13 protein-coding genes are annotated in these 15,464 nt (G+C 60.7%); 4 read left to right on the forward strand and 9 right to left on the reverse strand.

Translation table 11 applies throughout. The annotated features are described in order from the left end of the window. Nucleotides 1–41 precede the first annotated feature (41 nt). From ACKZ62_RS08355 to ACKZ62_RS08375, 5 genes are all read right to left on the reverse strand, one after another. Nucleotides 42–545, reverse strand: coding sequence for an ureidoglycolate lyase (locus ACKZ62_RS08355; protein WP_027603915.1), 504 nt, complete (start codon nucleotides 543–545; stop codon nucleotides 42–44). Between the two features lie 225 nt (nucleotides 546–770). Beyond that, complete coding sequence (gene alc / locus ACKZ62_RS08360; RefSeq protein WP_447096519.1) at nucleotides 771–1,766, reverse strand: allantoicase; 996 nt, start codon at nucleotides 1,764–1,766, stop codon at nucleotides 771–773. 41 nt (nucleotides 1,767–1,807) lie between these two features. Next, nucleotides 1,808–2,323, reverse strand: coding sequence for a 2-oxo-4-hydroxy-4-carboxy-5-ureidoimidazoline decarboxylase (gene uraD / locus ACKZ62_RS08365; protein WP_032888003.1), 516 nt, complete (start codon nucleotides 2,321–2,323; stop codon nucleotides 1,808–1,810). Then, nucleotides 2,320–3,246, reverse strand: coding sequence for an allantoinase PuuE (gene puuE, locus ACKZ62_RS08370; RefSeq protein ID WP_032888005.1), 927 nt, complete (start codon nucleotides 3,244–3,246; stop codon nucleotides 2,320–2,322). The genes uraD and puuE overlap by 4 nt, the downstream gene beginning before the upstream one ends. A 148-nt stretch (nucleotides 3,247–3,394) precedes the next feature. After that, nucleotides 3,395–3,613 carry a hypothetical protein gene (locus ACKZ62_RS08375; protein ID WP_447096520.1) on the reverse strand — a complete coding sequence of 73 codons (219 nt, stop codon included), beginning with the start codon at nucleotides 3,611–3,613 and terminating at the stop codon, nucleotides 3,395–3,397. 14 nt (nucleotides 3,614–3,627) lie between these two features. On the opposite strand from ACKZ62_RS08375, the gene uraH reads away from it, so the two are divergent. Further along, a complete protein-coding gene (gene uraH, locus ACKZ62_RS08380) occupies nucleotides 3,628–3,981 on the forward strand; it encodes a hydroxyisourate hydrolase (protein WP_032888007.1) in 354 nt (117 codons plus the stop codon). Nucleotides 3,982–4,135: 154 nt separating this feature from the next. Further along, entirely contained in the window at nucleotides 4,136–9,313 is a 5,178-nt protein-coding gene (locus ACKZ62_RS08385; protein ID WP_447096521.1) for a dermonecrotic toxin domain-containing protein, read from the forward strand. Here ACKZ62_RS08385 and ACKZ62_RS08390 read toward each other — a convergent pair. The 3 genes from ACKZ62_RS08390 to ACKZ62_RS08400 form a co-directional block, all read right to left on the reverse strand. Next, on the reverse strand, nucleotides 9,288–9,929 hold the full coding sequence (locus ACKZ62_RS08390) for a LysE family translocator (RefSeq protein ID WP_099603045.1): 642 nt from the start codon (nucleotides 9,927–9,929) through the stop codon (nucleotides 9,288–9,290). The two genes, ACKZ62_RS08385 and ACKZ62_RS08390, sit on opposite strands and share 26 nt — an antisense overlap. A gap of 13 nt (nucleotides 9,930–9,942) precedes the next feature. Further along, a complete protein-coding gene (locus ACKZ62_RS08395) occupies nucleotides 9,943–11,289 on the reverse strand; it encodes an NCS2 family permease (protein ID WP_032888014.1) in 1,347 nt (448 codons plus the stop codon). A gap of 237 nt (nucleotides 11,290–11,526) precedes the next feature. Next, on the reverse strand, nucleotides 11,527–11,961 hold the full coding sequence (locus ACKZ62_RS08400) for a MarR family winged helix-turn-helix transcriptional regulator (RefSeq protein ID WP_032888098.1): 435 nt from the start codon (nucleotides 11,959–11,961) through the stop codon (nucleotides 11,527–11,529). Between the two features lie 82 nt (nucleotides 11,962–12,043). On the opposite strand from ACKZ62_RS08400, the gene ACKZ62_RS08405 reads away from it, so the two are divergent. Continuing rightward, entirely contained in the window at nucleotides 12,044–13,210 is a 1,167-nt protein-coding gene (locus ACKZ62_RS08405) for an aminotransferase-like domain-containing protein (RefSeq protein WP_122754407.1), read from the forward strand. A gap of 10 nt (nucleotides 13,211–13,220) precedes the next feature. After that, nucleotides 13,221–13,823 carry a glutathione S-transferase family protein gene (locus ACKZ62_RS08410; protein ID WP_447096522.1) on the forward strand — a complete coding sequence of 201 codons (603 nt, stop codon included), beginning with the start codon at nucleotides 13,221–13,223 and terminating at the stop codon, nucleotides 13,821–13,823. Nucleotides 13,824–13,827: 4 nt separating this feature from the next. Here the strand turns inward: ACKZ62_RS08410 and idi are convergent, their stop codons facing one another. Continuing rightward, nucleotides 13,828–15,402 (reverse strand): isopentenyl-diphosphate Delta-isomerase, encoded by a 1,575-nt coding sequence (idi, locus tag ACKZ62_RS08415; RefSeq protein ID WP_447096523.1) that lies wholly within the window; start codon nucleotides 15,400–15,402, stop codon nucleotides 13,828–13,830. Nucleotides 15,403–15,464: the final 62 nt, after the last annotated feature.

A 15,464-nucleotide genomic window follows, 5' to 3' on the forward strand; every position in this document is an offset into this window, starting at 1 on the left:
TCTCGCCTGTCACCCTTGTTGTCGGGTGATCCGGCCTTCTCTTATTGGTGGGGGGCGAGGATCAACCGCTCATCCTCTTTGAAAAAATGCTCATCGCAGTTATTGCCTGTGCCACTGCGATCAACCACCAGGAAGTCATCCCGCTTTTCGATCGTCAGCACCGGGTGGTGCCAGACGCCGCGATGGTAATTAATGCCCTGCCTGCCGTTGGTGACGAAGGCGCGGACCAAGCCCGATACAGGTGCATCGCCAAGTGGCGCGACCACGATCAGAAAGGGGTTGCCGAGCAGCGGTATGAAAGCCTGGCTGCCCAGCGGGTGTCTTTCCAGCATGCACACGGTCAGCGGCATATCCAGCGCGTCGGCGCGGAAGATGCTGATGATGGCGTTGTCTTCAGGCTGTGCGGTTTCTACCGTTGCCAGCTTGTGAAAGCGCATGGTCGACCCGTTGTTGATCATGAAGTGATCGCTGCCGTCGGTTTCGATAACGTCTCCGAAGGGGGCGAAGGCTTCTTTGGTCAGGGGTTCGATCATCAGTGTGCGCATGGCTGTCTTCTTATCCGGATTCTGTGTTGGTTATGCGGTTGCTTGTGGGTGTGATGAACGTGTGTGGTGAGCGGGCTGGCCCCGCGCTGGGCTGCTAAGCGGCCCCAACAAGATCACTGCGTTTCTTCTGTGAAAACGCGGTGTCTGCTTCCAGGGTCGCTTCGCGCCCCAACGCGGGGCAAGCCCGCTCACCACAACAAGCTCCTTTGCCACAGGATTCAGCGTTTACTTGGCGACTTTACCCAGTACACGCAGGCGGCTCACGCCCCCATCCGGGAACACGTTCAGGCGGATGTGAGTGATCGGGCCCAGTGCCTTGATCTGCTCGGCGAAGGTGTGTTCGGTGTGCATTTCCAACTTCTGCGCCGGCAGCAGTTCGCGCCAGAACAGCGATTGGGTTTCGATCTGGCTGTCGGTGCCGCCTTTCACGAAGGCGCCTTGGATCGAGCAGGTGTCCGGGTAGTTGCCCTTGAAGTGCAGGGTGTCGACGATGATCTTCTCGATCTCGCCCGGGTGGCCCAATGCGACGATCACCCAGTCATTGCCTGGTGTACGACGACGAGCGGTTTCCCAGCCATCGCCCATGTTGATGCCACGACCTGGGTTGAGAATGTTGCTCATGCGGCCGAAGTGTTCATCGGAGCACGCCAGTGCACGGCCGCCGTTCAGGGCAGACGCCAGGTCGACCTGTTCGTTGTCGCCCACCGACGACCAGTCGCGGAACGGAATACCGTACACACGCAGACGGGCTACGCCGCCGTCCGGGTAGATATTGAAACGCAGGTGGCTGAACGCCTGATCGTTGCTGATCTCGTGGTAGTGGTGGCTGTTGCCTTGCAACTCGACGGCCGACAGCACTTCGGTCCACTGGGTGTTGTCATCCGGGTCGCCCGAGGCCAGGAAGCAGGCTTCCAGGGACGCCGACGGCGGGAAGTTGCCGGTGAAGAATGAAGTGTCGATGTCCACGCCCTTGATCGAACCCGGTACGCCCAGGCGGATCACTGCGCTGTCGTAGCCTTCGAAGCGCTTGCGGCGTGACTCCCAGCCGTCCATCCACTTGCCGTTGTCATCGAAAACGCCCTCCTTCCACACGGCCGGGGTCGGCTGGAACAGGCGGTTGGCGTCAGCGAACCAGTCATCGGTCACCGAAAGGATCTTGGTGCCCAGACGGGCGTCGGCCAGGTTGACGAACTTCTCGAAAGGTACGGCGTAAGCTTTCATTCTTCTTGTCTGCCTTAGATAGAGTGGCTGGGGATGGTCGTTTAGAGGGTCAGTAAACGGAACAACGCGATCTTGTTGATCTCGGCCAGGGCGCATTTGAATTCGGCGTCCGCCGAGTTGTGAATGCGCGTCTCGAATGCGGCCAGGATCTGATGCCGGTTGCTGCCTTTTACCGCCATGATGAAGGGAAACTTGAACGTGGCTTTGTAGGCATCGTTCAGCTCGGTGAAGCGCGAGAACTCTTCGGCCGTGCATTGGTGAATCCCCGCGCCAGCTTGCTCATCAGTGCTGGCTTGGGTGAGTTGGCCCTGGACGGCAGCTTTGCCGGCCAGGTCCGGGTGGGCGTTGATCAGGGCCAGTTGACTGGTGTGATCAGCGCTCAACAGGATGTCGCTCATGCGCTGGTGCAGGGTTTCGATCTGGTCGATCGAAGGGTCCTGGCCCAGGTCGAAGGCCTTTTCGGCCACCCATGGCGAGTGTTCGTAGATATCGGCAAAGGCGGCGACAAACTCATCGCGGCTCAAGGTCGATGGCTTCAGGGTCTTGAATGCAGTCATTTGGCCGCTCCCGTGTACGGGTGGGTTTCATGCCAGTGACGGGCGATATCGACGCGGCGGGTGAACCACACGTGTTCATGGCCCTTGGCGTATTCGATAAAACGCTTCAGCGCAGCCAGGCGCGCCGGGCGGCCAATCAAACGGCAATGCAGGCCGATGGACAACATCTTCGGTGCCTCGGCGCCTTCGGCGTACAGCACGTCGAACGCATCCTTCAGGTATTCGAAAAAGTCATCGCCCTTGTTGAAACCTTGCACCTGGGTGAAGCGCATGTCGTTGGTGTCCAAGGTGTAGGGGATCACCAGGTGCGGCTTGCCGGTGGGGTTGTTCGGTTCCCAGTAGGGCAGGTCGTCGTCGTAGGTGTCGCAGTCGTACAGGAAACCGCCTTCTTCCATCACCAGGCGACGGGTGTTCGGGCCGGTGCGGCCGGTGTACCAGCCCAGCGGGCGTTCGCCGGTCAGTTCGGTAAGGATGCGGATGGCTTCGAGCATATGCTCGCGCTCCTGGGCCTCGTCCATGTACTGGTAGTCGATCCAGCGGTAGCCGTGGCTGCAGATCTCATGGCCGGCCTCGACCATGGCGCGAATCACGTCCGGGTGGCGTTGGGCGGCCATGGCCACGGCGAAGATGGTCAGCGGGATATCGAATTCTTTGAACAGCTTGAGGATGCGCCACACGCCGGCACGGCTGCCGTATTCGTACAGCGACTCCATGCTCATGTTGCGTGCGCCTTGCAGCGGTTGGGCCGAGACCATTTCCGATAGGAAGGCTTCGGACTCTTTGTCGCCGTGCAAAATATTGCGCTCGCCGCCTTCTTCGTAATTGAGTACGAAAGACAACGCGATGCGTGCCTTGCCCGGCCAGTGGGGGTGAGGAGGGTTACTGCCGTAACCGATCAGGTCGCGTGGGTAGTCAGCGCTCACTGCAGTCTTCCTTCTTGTTCGTGGTAGCAAGTGCGTGGCGACCGGCAGAAAAACCTGGTGGCGTCACAGCGATGAGCTGATTGTATACAACTTGATGGTCACTTTGTAAGCCTGTATTTCTGCATTTTTTCCAGGCGGTTGCCACCGATTAGCTTTGCAAGAAACTTGCCTGGTTGGTCAGTAAATGGATGAAAGGGCGTTTAAAAGCAAGGCTTGCTGAGAATTTGCAGTGAGGATAGCTGCGCGAAGTGGTGAGTAAAAGTTTGTAATTTTTATTGTGTACAATTTTTGTTAAAAGTGTCTTAATCAGCGCATCGCCGGATTTTGCATGCCCTGTAAAGGTGCGGCCTATTTTCACTCTACTCAAGGGAGCTCCGTTCCATGGGACGACTGACCACACACGTACTCGATGCCGCCCACGGCTGCCCCGGCAGCGCCATCCAGGTTGAACTGTACCGCGTCGAAGGCACGCAGTTGGAGCTGGTCGCCAGCGCCCTGACCAACAGCGACGGTCGTTGCGATGCACCGCTGCTGCAAGGCGATGACTACCGCACGGGTGTTTACCAGCTGCAATTCAGCGCCGGCGATTACTACCGTGCCCGTGGCGTGCAGTTGCCGGAGCCGGCCTTCCTTGATGTCGTCGTACTGCGTTTTGGTATCAGTGCCGAACAGGATCACTACCACGTGCCTCTGCTGATTTCGCCTTACAGCTACTCTACCTATCGCGGTAGCTGAGTCGTCACCTCGCTTCACACCCCCAAAGCTCTTCGTTGGTTTCGCCCGCGCACACTGCGGGCTTTTTTTTGCGCGCAGAAACGTTCAATTATCTAGCGCCTTATTGGCGTGATTGCTCAATAGGCTAGGTGTTTTCCTCGACGAAGACACTGCCGTGACCTCACTTACCGACCCTGATGACGACGCGCTACAGGCCCTGCGTACCCAGCTCACGCTGCGTATCAACAGCAGCCTCCATCCCAGTCGCCTGGTCAATCGACTCGCGCTGGCGGACTTGGGCTGCGCTGAAGCGGCGACTACCCTCAGCCGTCTGATCAGCGCTGCGCCCCGGGTGCTGCGGGTAGTTCGTGCCGAGCTGCGCAAAGCATTCGAACTGGACCCGGACCGCCTGCTCTTTACCGAACCCAAGCCGCCCGCCGTCGCGCAGAAAACCGACAGCCTGACCGACCGCGCCTTGCGCCTGATGGTGTTGCCGTCGGTGTCGATCAACCTCAATCAGTTCACCGCCCTGAGCGACAAGGACGACCCGAACCGCCGCTTTACGTTCACGCCCCTGGAGGCGCTGCGCCGGGTGATCGGCCTCAACCTGTTTGACCGGCTCGCCCAGGCCCACAACGATTATTGGCAGGGGTTGGCTGCCGGCACCTGGCTTACGCGTCAGGAGCGATGGGTGCAGGTGCATCAGCAACTGTTCGCCCACCAGGCCTTCATCGCCCGTCAATTGGACGAGCTGTCGAGCGCCGGGCGGGTCATGGTCCAGGCGTTGGTGGATGCGCCGACGGTGGATGCGCGCCAGCGTGCGGGCGAGCGTTGGGCCAGTGTGCAGGCGTGCGAGTTGATGTGGCCTGGCGCCGGGCCGCGGTTGATGCCGATCCCTGGCGCCCTGCATATTTATCGTGAGGGCGACCCGATGGGCATGCCCCATGTGATGTATCTGCCGGGCGTGCAGCGCAACTTTTATGAGTACCCCTCGTTCGACCAATTGCAGTGCGCCCTGGTGGCGCTGATCAACGGCGCGCTGTTCGACGACCTGTGGCAATGCCTGCCCCTGCGACGTCGGCACGAGGTGTGTGAGCCGGCCTCGACCGCTGCCGCGGGTCGCGGCGTACGGTTGTCGGGCGATGCATTGGCCTACAGCGCGCAGGCGGTACTGGACGCGCAATGGGAAAACGAACTGGCCTGCGCTGTGTCGATCAACCTCAAACAGGTGTTTTCCGCCACGCCCCAGCCTGCGGTGACGAACGCCACACGCTTTCTCGCCTACATTGAACGGGCACGCCGGCACTGGGTCGGTAAACCACGGCTGGAGCGGTTGCGCCGTGAGCTGCTGGACTGGGACCAGCATCGACGACGCCAGGAAATCATCTTCGCCAGCACCGCGTCGAGCCTGGCGATCAACACGGCACTGCGCCAGGTCAAGCGTTACGAAAAGGGCCTGATGGCGCTGCTCGATCACAGCGACCCGGTGGTGGACACGCCGGCCTGGCTGGAATATGTGGCGCTTGAAGCACAACTCAAGGCCCACGAGGACACCCTGGCCGCACAGGTGCAGGACGCGCAACTGCGGCTGTTCGAGGCGGCGTACTGGGGGGAACGCCCCAGCGGCCAACTCAAGCGCGCGAGCGCTTATATCCTCGGCCTGAAGGACCTGTTGCGCGTTGAAGTTCAACTGCAGCACCGGCTCAAGCGTCTGCGCGCGCCCCATCGGGACCTGCTGCTCGAAGTATTGGAGGCACCGCTGGCCAGCAAGCGCGAGGGCAGTCTTACCCGTGTGCTGTCGGTGCGGGTGGGCGATGACTGGCCGCTGCACAGCGTGTTTGCGGTTACGCGCCAGGCTGCGTTGGATGCTCCCGAGCGGCGAGAACCGGTGGTGTTGTGTGCCCTCGGGCGCGAGGGCGGTGTGGCTGGGTTTTCCAGCCTGGGGGAGTTGTCCCGCAGCGTCGAGGCCAGCCTCGGCAGTCGCGATACGTCGCTGTTATGGGGTTACGTCGAGCGGCAACAGCGTCAAGCCGTACGCGCACGAGTTGCCGCGCGCACGCTGAAAGTGAGCTATCACGCCATCGACGGCAACCCCCTGCTGCTGGCACTCAAAAGGCTGCTCAAGAGCTATGTTCTGCTGCAGCACAGCGCGAATATTTTCAATGGAATTGAAGACGCTCAACTCAGCCGCCAATTGCTCGCGGTCAAGCTGCATGAGCACCTGCTTGCCCCGGCCAACCAGGCGTTGATCCAAGCACGCGACCATGTTGATCTGGTCCGCAAAGCCGCAGAAGCGAAAAAAAAGCTGCCATCGTGGCTGACTGACGCGACGGCGGCGCAGGTCAACCGCTTCAAGCGTGTGCAAGGTCGTTACCTGAGCAGCGTATTTGCCTATGAAGAGCGCCTCCAGCAGCGCTTGCCCGATGTGCACGCTTTTGCCCGCGACCTGCTGATCGCGCGTTTGCGGGAAGACGGCCTGTACCCGGAGTTGAACATCGACACGCCATTTATCGAAATGCCCGATCAGGTCGATGGCAGGTTTTGTGGCTGGGAAAGCACCTGCACGGTGGGCGATCGCAACGAAGCCCTTACTCCCAGCGCGACGCGCACGCAGTTCAGTCTGCTGCAACTGGCGCTGCACAACCTGGACCCGAAGATGCGGCCCACCTATTGGCGCTTCCGGCACGCCACCTATCTGCAACCGGCGTGGAAGCAACGCCTGAGCGTCAGCTACTTGGTCAATATGGTGTCCTCGCTGGACATCGGCGGCCAGTACGAGGCGTTGATCCAGCGCACGTTCCACTCGCCTGACCCGCGTGAGCAGGGGCGCGTTCCGCCACTGTTGAGGCGCGCGTTGGGGGCGGGTATCGACGCCGACCGCTATTCGGCGCTCAGGCAGGGGGTAAGCGAGCAGGGGCTGAGTCTGTTCAATACGGCGATCGGCGCCCGCGCCCCCGAAGATCTGCGCAGAAACGGCCATCACGTGCAGCTCTATGTGGTGCATCTGGCCGGCCACACCCTCCTGCATGATCGCTACATCGCCGGGATCGTGGTCATCCATGACCAGATTTCCCAGGCCTGTGTGGTGTATTGGCCCACCGCGCCGCAGGCAGGCAGCCTTAGCGAATATGCCAGCCTGCAATTGGCTCGCGAGCATCTCAATGGCATGAGTTCGTTGCCCGCGAATGTCACGGCGTTGGCCCGGCACGTCGCGCCCGGTTGGGCGTTCGAGGCGATCGACCACCACGGCCGCAAACCGAGCAAGGGGTCACGGTTACCCGGCCCGTTGGATTTCGTGCCGACTTTCGTCATGTTGCAAGGGCTGTGGCACGTCGCCGAGTTCGTGCGTTCATTCAAGGTCAGGCACCTGGAACCCACGGCGCTTGTCGAGCAGATTGAGCAACAAATCCGTGAGCAGATCGACAGTGATCAGACGAACTGGCTGGTACTGGTGCCGACCGCACACTGGGACGCTCGCGCCCAGTTGTATCAGGCGCGGGTGCTTGAGCAGCAGCGCCGGGCGCAGGCCATCAGCAACTCCGGCAAGACCTTGGAGAAACACCGAGAGCAGCGATTGGAGGAGCGCAGCGATAGCCGTCGGCGTGCCTTGTTGTCGCTTGCCGTGCCGTTCTTCGGCCTGGGTAACCAGCTGTATGAATTGCTGCTGACGTCGCGGCGTTATCACCGCGAGGGCGACCCTCGGGACGCGGTGGCGGTGGCATTTGGTGCGGTGTTCCTGGCAGTTGACCTGCTGCTGACCTTTGTCCCTGGGCCCAAACTCAAACCGGGGAACCTGGCCCGTCCGGGGCTGCGCTCGATAGGCACGGGTCTGCACCGCCTGCATCGCGCAGCGTTCTCGGAGTTTGGCCAGGTCGCGCACGTGCCCAAGTTGCCCGGCGCGGGTACGGCGCTCAAACCCCTGGAACGCTTTCGCGTCCAGGGCCTGCCCCAAGGCGCGATCGCCTTGAAGGGGGCGGGTGAAAAAGGTGTCTACGTGAAGCGCGGCGAGCATTTCGTGGTGGACGGAACGCATCACTACCCGGTGTACCGCCGCGAGGGTGAAGGTTTTTTCCGCCTGAAGAGCAAGGACGCGGCGGGGCAGGATGAATTAATCCTGACGCTGCACGAACCCGGCGAGTGGCTGCTGGGGGCGGACGCGCCGGTCGCCGGCCCGAGCTCGGCAGTACTCAACCCGTGGCGCGCGGCTGCCACGCAGTCGGATTGGCAACCACCGGTGGTACCCACTGCGACCCGGGAACGGATTCACCGCTCAAGCGTGGCGTCCCGTCATTGGTTCGATTGGCGCCTGCATGGCGCCGATGATGTGGGCGTCGGGTCCTCGGTGAACGGCGTGTTTCATGTGCATATGGATCCTCCGGGATTCCCTTACGATGCCATCTATGTCGGGAGCCGCTATGACACGCCGACGCAATCGGCTATTGGCTACTACCGGTTGTTGCATCAGGGTGAGCACGTGCCCTTGAGCGACATGGCCTTTATTTCCAGGAACGAGCCGCTGGTGTCCAGGGCTCGCGTTGATATCGAACACTGGACCAGCAGCGGCCTTGATGAACAGCCGATTCCTGTGTCGCGTACGTCAACGGGCGAATGGCAGCTGCATGCGCCGCTGTTCGATGGGCCATTGGAGCCGTCGGTTGAGAGGGCTTTCCCGACGCTGACGAGCAGCAGCCGAACCTTTGCGGTGGCAAGGCTGATCGAGTTGGCGGACTCATCCCGTTCAGTCACCGCCAGCCATCTGCTTAACGTGCGCGCAACGCTGGACAGCTGGTTAACCCCAAGCCCTGTGCAACTTGGCCAGACAGATGACCTGCTGCGTATGCTGCGACCCACCGAACGGTACGGCGGCTATACCTATATCGGTTTCGAAGGCCGGGCGCCGGGCTTCACACGCGTTGACTTCACGCCCACCATCGCGCTTGACGAGGTGCTCAAGGCCGGCGGCGCGCAGCATTCGGCTCAGAGGCAGATTGCCCAGGGCGCAGCCACCCGCGCGACGCTGGAGCAGCAGGGCTTCAGGGTGCAGGAGTGGAGTGTAAAGCGCGGCACGGTCCGCAGTCCCGAGTGGCTGGTGACCCACCCCCAGTCAAACGCGCTGTACTACATCACCTTCCAGTGGTTGGATCGCGGCAGCATCTTGCTCAGGTCAAAGCTCACCCACGCATGGTTCAATCAAGCCATCAAACAACATCGGACTTCCGCCATGGCCGCGTCGGTCCGGGAGGCGCTGAGCGAACAGCGCCTCGTGCGGATGATGGCCGGCATTCAATGGCCGAGGCATGGCAATCGCCCGCCCACGGTGTATTTCGTCAAAGTGAGCCCGCGCGAGCGTTGACCAGTGAAATAACGCCGGCACCACCGAACAGGCTCGCGCTGATGCGGTTGAACCAGCTCTGGCCCGCGCCGCTGCGCAGGTACCGCGCAGCGCCATGGGCGCCGAGGCCGTAGGCGAGCTTGCAGGCCAGGTCGAGCAGAGTCCACGTGGCGATCATGATCAGCAGTTGCGGGAGGAAGGCGTTCTGGCTGCTGAGAAATTGCGGCAGGAAGGCGGCGAAAAACAGGATGTCCTTGGGGTTGCTGGCCCCCAGCACAAAGGCCCGGCCAAACAGCGCGCGAAAGCGCGGCACTGGCGCAGCCTGGGGGACTGTCGCGCCCTGGGAAGGCTGGCGCGATTGCTGCCAGCTCTGCCACGCCAGGTAGAACAGGTACAGCGCGCCGACGATCTTCAGCGCGTTGAACACCTTTTCCGACGCAAGCAGCAATGCGCCCAGGCCCAGCGCCGAAGCGCTCAGCAGACAGATCGAGGCAAACACCCCGCCCAGAAACGCCGGGTACGAGCGGCGCAGGCCGTAGTTGAGGCTGTTGCTGATCATCAGCAACGACAGCGGCCCCGGGATCAGGATCACTACCAGCGCAGCGCCGCTGAACAGCAGCCAGGTTTCCAGACTCATTGCTTGCTCCTTGTTATAGAAAGACGAACTTGGCGATAAAAATCACGCACAGCACCCAAAGGCTGGCGGAAATCTCGCGGTATTTTCCGGTGCCGGCCTTGAGCGCCACGTAGGTGATAAAGCCCAAGGCGATGCCGTCGGCCACCGAAAATGTCAGCGGCATCATGATCGCGGTGACGATCGCCGGAATGCTGTCGGTGGCCTCATCCCAATTGATGTGCGCCATGCTCGCCATCATCAGCATCGCCACGTAGATCAGCGCACCGGCGGTGGCGTAGGCCGGGATCATACCGGCCAGCGGCGCGAAGAACATCGCCGCCACGAAGAGGACGCCCACGGTCACGGCAGTCAGCCCGGTGCGACCACCTGCGGCCACCCCGGCGGCGCTTTCCACGTAGCTGGTTACCGGTGGCACACCGACCATGGCGCCGAAGACGCTGGAGGCGCTGTCGGCCTTGAGGGCGCGGGACAGATTGTCGATCTTGCCGTCAGCCTTCACCAGCCCGGCCCGTTGCGCAACGCCCATCAGTGTGCCGGCGGTGTCGAACATGTGCACAAAGAGGAAGGCGAACACCACGCTGATCATGCTCACATTGAACACACCCTTGATGTCCATCGCCATCCAGGTCGGCGCCAGGCTCGGCGGGGTTGAGAGGATGCCGTTGTAGTGCACCAGGCCCAGTCCCCAGCCGGCCAGGGTTACGGCGATGATGCTGATGAGAATCGCGCCGAACACACGGTGGTAGCTGAGGATCGCGATCAGCAGGAAGCACACGGCCGCCAAGAGCGGCGCCGGCTCATGCAGCGAGCCGAGCTTGATCAGCGTGGCCGGGCTTTCGACGATGATGCCTGCGGTTTTCAGGCCGATCACACCGAGAAACAGGCCGACACCGGCGCCCATGGCATGGCGCAGGCTGACCGGGATGCTGTTGAGCAGCCATTCCCGCACGCGTGAGAGGGTCAGGCCCATAAACAGCACCCCGGAAATAAACACCGCACCCAGCGCGGTTTCCCAGGTGTAGCCCATAGTGCCGACCACGGTGTAGGTGAAAAACGCATTCAACCCCATGCCGGGCGCCAGCCCAACCGGCCAGTTGGCGTACAGGCCCATCAGCAGGCAACCGAGTGCGGCGGCGATGCAGGTAGCAACGAACGCCGCGCCGTGATCGATGCCGGCGTCGGCCATGATGTTGGGGTTGACGAAGATGATGTAGGCCATGGTGATGAAGGTGGTGAGGCCGGCGATCAGCTCGGTCTTCACTGTGGTGCCATGCAGGCGCAGCTTGAACAGGCGTTCCAGCCAGCCGTTCGATGAGGGGGCAAGGTCCAGCGTCGGGGCTTCGGATTTGCGGCTATCCACAGCGAGTACTCCTCAAGAGTTTTATTGTTATTTCCAGCGCCGGTCACATGAGTGGGCAACAGCGCTTTGAGGTACTGGCGGGCTTTGTTGACCAATAGGTCAAGAACTCGCACGAAGCGAATTATGCTTTTGTATACAAAGAAAGCAAATAATGTTTTCTATTTTGTGTGCGAAAGAGATGAAAGGCAACTCGTGAGGCAAGCGGGCTCGCCACAACCGGCCCGTTCGCCACAGGGATTACGGCTGACCAGACAGTGCCTGGTTCACCGCCAACCATCCATTCACAGCCTCTTCCCCGGCTTCATTGAACGCTCGTTGCAACAGCTTCACCTGTTCACGGCGCAATGACTGCTCAAAACGCAGCCCTTCCTCGGTCAATTCCAGCAAGCGTTTGCGCTTGTCGGTCTCGGACGCGACGCTGTCGACCAAGTGCATTTCCTGCAATTGGCGCAGCGGAATGTTCAGCGCCTGTTTGCTCACACCGAGCAACTCCAGCAGCTCTTTCACGCTCAAGGCCGGGTAGCGCGAGATAAAAAACACGATGCGCTGGTGCACTCGACTCAGCCCTCGACGTTCGAGCATTTCGTCAGCCTTGGCGGTAAATGCCTGGTAGCCGAAGAAGAACGCTTCCATGGCCTGTTGCTGGCTGTTTTGGTTTTTAAGGTCAAGCATGTTGACGTATCCGCTCAAGCTGTCGTAATTTCGGTCAACCAGTTTGACGTATTTCCCACAGCCTTCGCTAGCGGTGACCTCCATGGCCTTCTCCGAACGTGTTACGCGCCTTAAAAGCTCCTTGATCCGTGAAATCCTCGCCGCAGCCCAGCGTCCGGAAGTGATGTCGTTCGCCGGTGGCCTGCCAGCCGAAGCCATGCTGCCTGCGCTGAACTGGGATGACATGCCGCTCAATATCGGCCAATACGGCATGAGCGAAGGCGAACCACAATTACGTGAATTACTGGCCGCCGAGGCGCGGGCGCTAGGCGTGCCGTGCGAGGCGAGCCAGGTCATGGTGGTCAGTGGCTCCCAGCAAACCCTGGATCTGGCGGCCAAGCTGTATATCGACAAAGGCACGCAGGTTCTGCTGGAAGGCCCGACGTACCTCGCGGCGTTGCAGATCTTCCAACTGTTCGGCGCCGAATGCCTCACTGTCCAGTTGGAAGCCGACGGGCCGAACCTCAGCGCATTGCGCGCCAGCCTCGAACGCCATCGCCCGGCGTTTATCTACCTGATCCCCACGTTCCAGAACCCGTCAGCCGTGCGCTACAGCGAGGCCAAGCGCGAGGCGGTCGCCGCGTTGCTCGATGAGTTCGGTGTGACCCTGATCGAAGACGAGCCCTACCGCGAACTGACCTTCGACGGCGGCAGTGCGCGCCCCATCGTCAGTCGCCTGCAAAAGGCCAGTTGGATCTACACCGGCACCGTGTCCAAAACATTGTTGCCTGGCCTGCGGGTCGGCTACCTGATCGCCAGCCCGGACTTGTTCCCGCACCTGCTCAAGCTCAAGCAATCGGCGGACCTGCACACCAACCGCGTAGGCCAATGGCAGGCGATGCAATGGATCGGCAGCGAAAAATACCAACAACACCTGGTGGAACTGCGCAGTTTTTACCGCCAGCGTCGCGATGCATTCCAGGCCGCGCTGGAGCGCCATTTTGGCGATCTTGCCGACTGGCAAGTGCCTCAGGGCGGATTATTCTTCTGGCTGACCTTGAAACAGCCGCTGGATACCCGCACCTTATTGGCCCAAGCGCTGGGCCAGAACGTTGCGTTCATGCCCGGTGAACCGTTCTTTTCCGAGCCGGACCAACACCTCGGCTCGTTGCGACTCAACTTCAGCCATATCGACCCGGCCCGCCTGGACGAAGGTCTCAAGCGCCTGGCCGCGGTGGTCCGTCAAGCACAGCACGCGCAAGCGGCATAAGGGGAGCCCCATGTATAAGGTTTATGGCGATTACAAGTCGGGCAACTGCTACAAGATCAAACTGATGCTTAACCTCTTGGGCGTCCCGTACCAATGGGTGGATGTGGACATCCTCAAGGGTGACACCGAAACCCCCGAATTCCTGGCCAAGAACCCCAACGGCAAAATCCCCGTGCTGGAACTGGAAGACGGTACTTGCTTGTGGGAATCCAACGCGATCCTCAACTTCCTCGCCGACGGCAGCGAGTTCTTGCCGATCGAACCGCGTTTGCGCACGCAAGTGTTGCAATGGCAGTTCTTCGAGCAGTACAGCCACGAGCCCTACATTGCGGTAGCGCGGTTTATTCAGCTTTACCTGAACATGCCAGAGGATCGCCTTGAGGAATACAAAACCACCCACAAAGGCGGCTACAAGGCATTGCGGGTGATGGAGCGGCAACTGCAAACCACGTCCTATCTGGTGGGCGAGCAGTATTCGATTGCCGATATCGCGCTGTATGCCTACACCCATGTGGCCCATGAAGGTGGTTTTGATTTAGCGCCGTACCCGGCTGTGCAGGCCTGGTTGAAGCGCGTGGCCAGCCATCCCAAGCACGTGGCAATGCTGGACTGACAGGCTATGGATTTGGGGGCGATGGCTGCTCGGGCGCCAGCGCGGTGAAAGGCAATTGGCGCGCAGCGAGTGTGTAAAGCCATCGCAGGCCTGTGTCAGAGCGCTGGGATAATCGAGTCAGGCCCATGATCCAGGCCACTTCTGCGCGGGATACCTTCGAGGGGGCCTCCGGGTGTGCCTGGACGTTGCGCAGTGTCAGCAACGCCAGGCCGATGGTCCAGACCATGAACCGACGAATACCTGGATGCCTGGCTGGGATCAGCAACGCAAACTGCAGCGCTCGCTGTAAGTGAGCGTTGGCGGTGCCAACCATTTGCCCTACAACTTGGACATGCTTGGGATCACGGACTCCGGCCTGCAAAACGCAAGGCTGCAGATGATATTCGGCCAGTAGATCCTGCGGCAGCCAACAAACTCCCCGGGAGCGATCCTCCCACTGATCCTTGAGAATATTGGTCAACTGCAACCCGGTGCCGAATGAACGTGCCAGGTGTTTCAGGGTTTCGCGTTGCGTTGACAGTTGCGGCTCAAAGTCGATGAAAAACTCGGTTAGTGTCTCTCCGACAACGCCCGCTACGTAATAGCAGTAGCGGTCCAACTCCGTGCGTGTAGCCAATCCCTGTAGACCGGCCTTGTCCTGAAACTCGGCCATCCCTGTGGTCATTATGTTCAGGCAATCAAGGATCGCCCTTCGCTTGGCCGGATTGAGCGTGTCGTTAACGGCCAATATCAAAGGCATATGTCTGATCAGCTCGCGCTCGGCTGCAAGGGTTTGCTCCGTCAGGTGCTGAGTCAATTCATCGCTCAAGCATTTTGCGTCCCCCTGGCCACTGATCACCTCAAAATACCGACGTTGGTAATAGCGTTTTTGAGCGGACGTGAGACCGGGTTCGTCTTCTATCGTGTCTGCCATTCGGCACAGCAGATAGGCATTAGCTACTGCCGGGCGAAGTTCGGCCGGCAATTGAGGAATGGTCAAAGCAAACGTGCGCGATACCTGGGGAAGGATTTCATCCTGGTACGCGAAAGGCGCGCGGGGATTTTCCATCATGGCCTGCAGTCGCCAGTCTTCCAGCCGACAGGCCGGGTGAGCGAGGATGACGTTGAACCAGGCGGTCAACGCTTCGGGCGCGGTGTCGACCCACTGCTGCAAGGCCGGGATTTCTATCCAGCGCCATTCAGAGGCCTCGGTTGGGTTGGCCTGCGGTTCGCCATCAAACGTGCCGATATAAATATGATCGAACTCATGCTCGATCAAATTCCCTGGGACGCGGGCCTGGTAGGTCAGCGTCATGACCTCACGCAAAGGGCAGGCCAAACCCATCTCTTCACCGAGCCGTCGATGGGCTGCGTGTTCAGTCTCTTCGCCGGGGCGCGGATGCCCGCAGCACGTATTCGTCCATAGGTTCGCGGAGTGATATTTGCCGGCAGCGCGCCGTTGCAGGAGCAGCCGACCTTTGTGGTCGAATATGAAAATGGAAAACGCTCGGTGCAGCAGCCCTTCACGGTGCACCTGCAGCTTTAAACCAGTACCGATTTGACGATCGTTCCCGTCCACCAGTATCAGTGTTTCTTCCATGTCTTAAATCTCGTGTTGTGCGCCGGTGGGTGGCCGATTCAGTTTGCCGAAACGCGCCAGTG

The sequence above is a fragment of the Pseudomonas sivasensis genome (genome assembly GCF_052938085.1).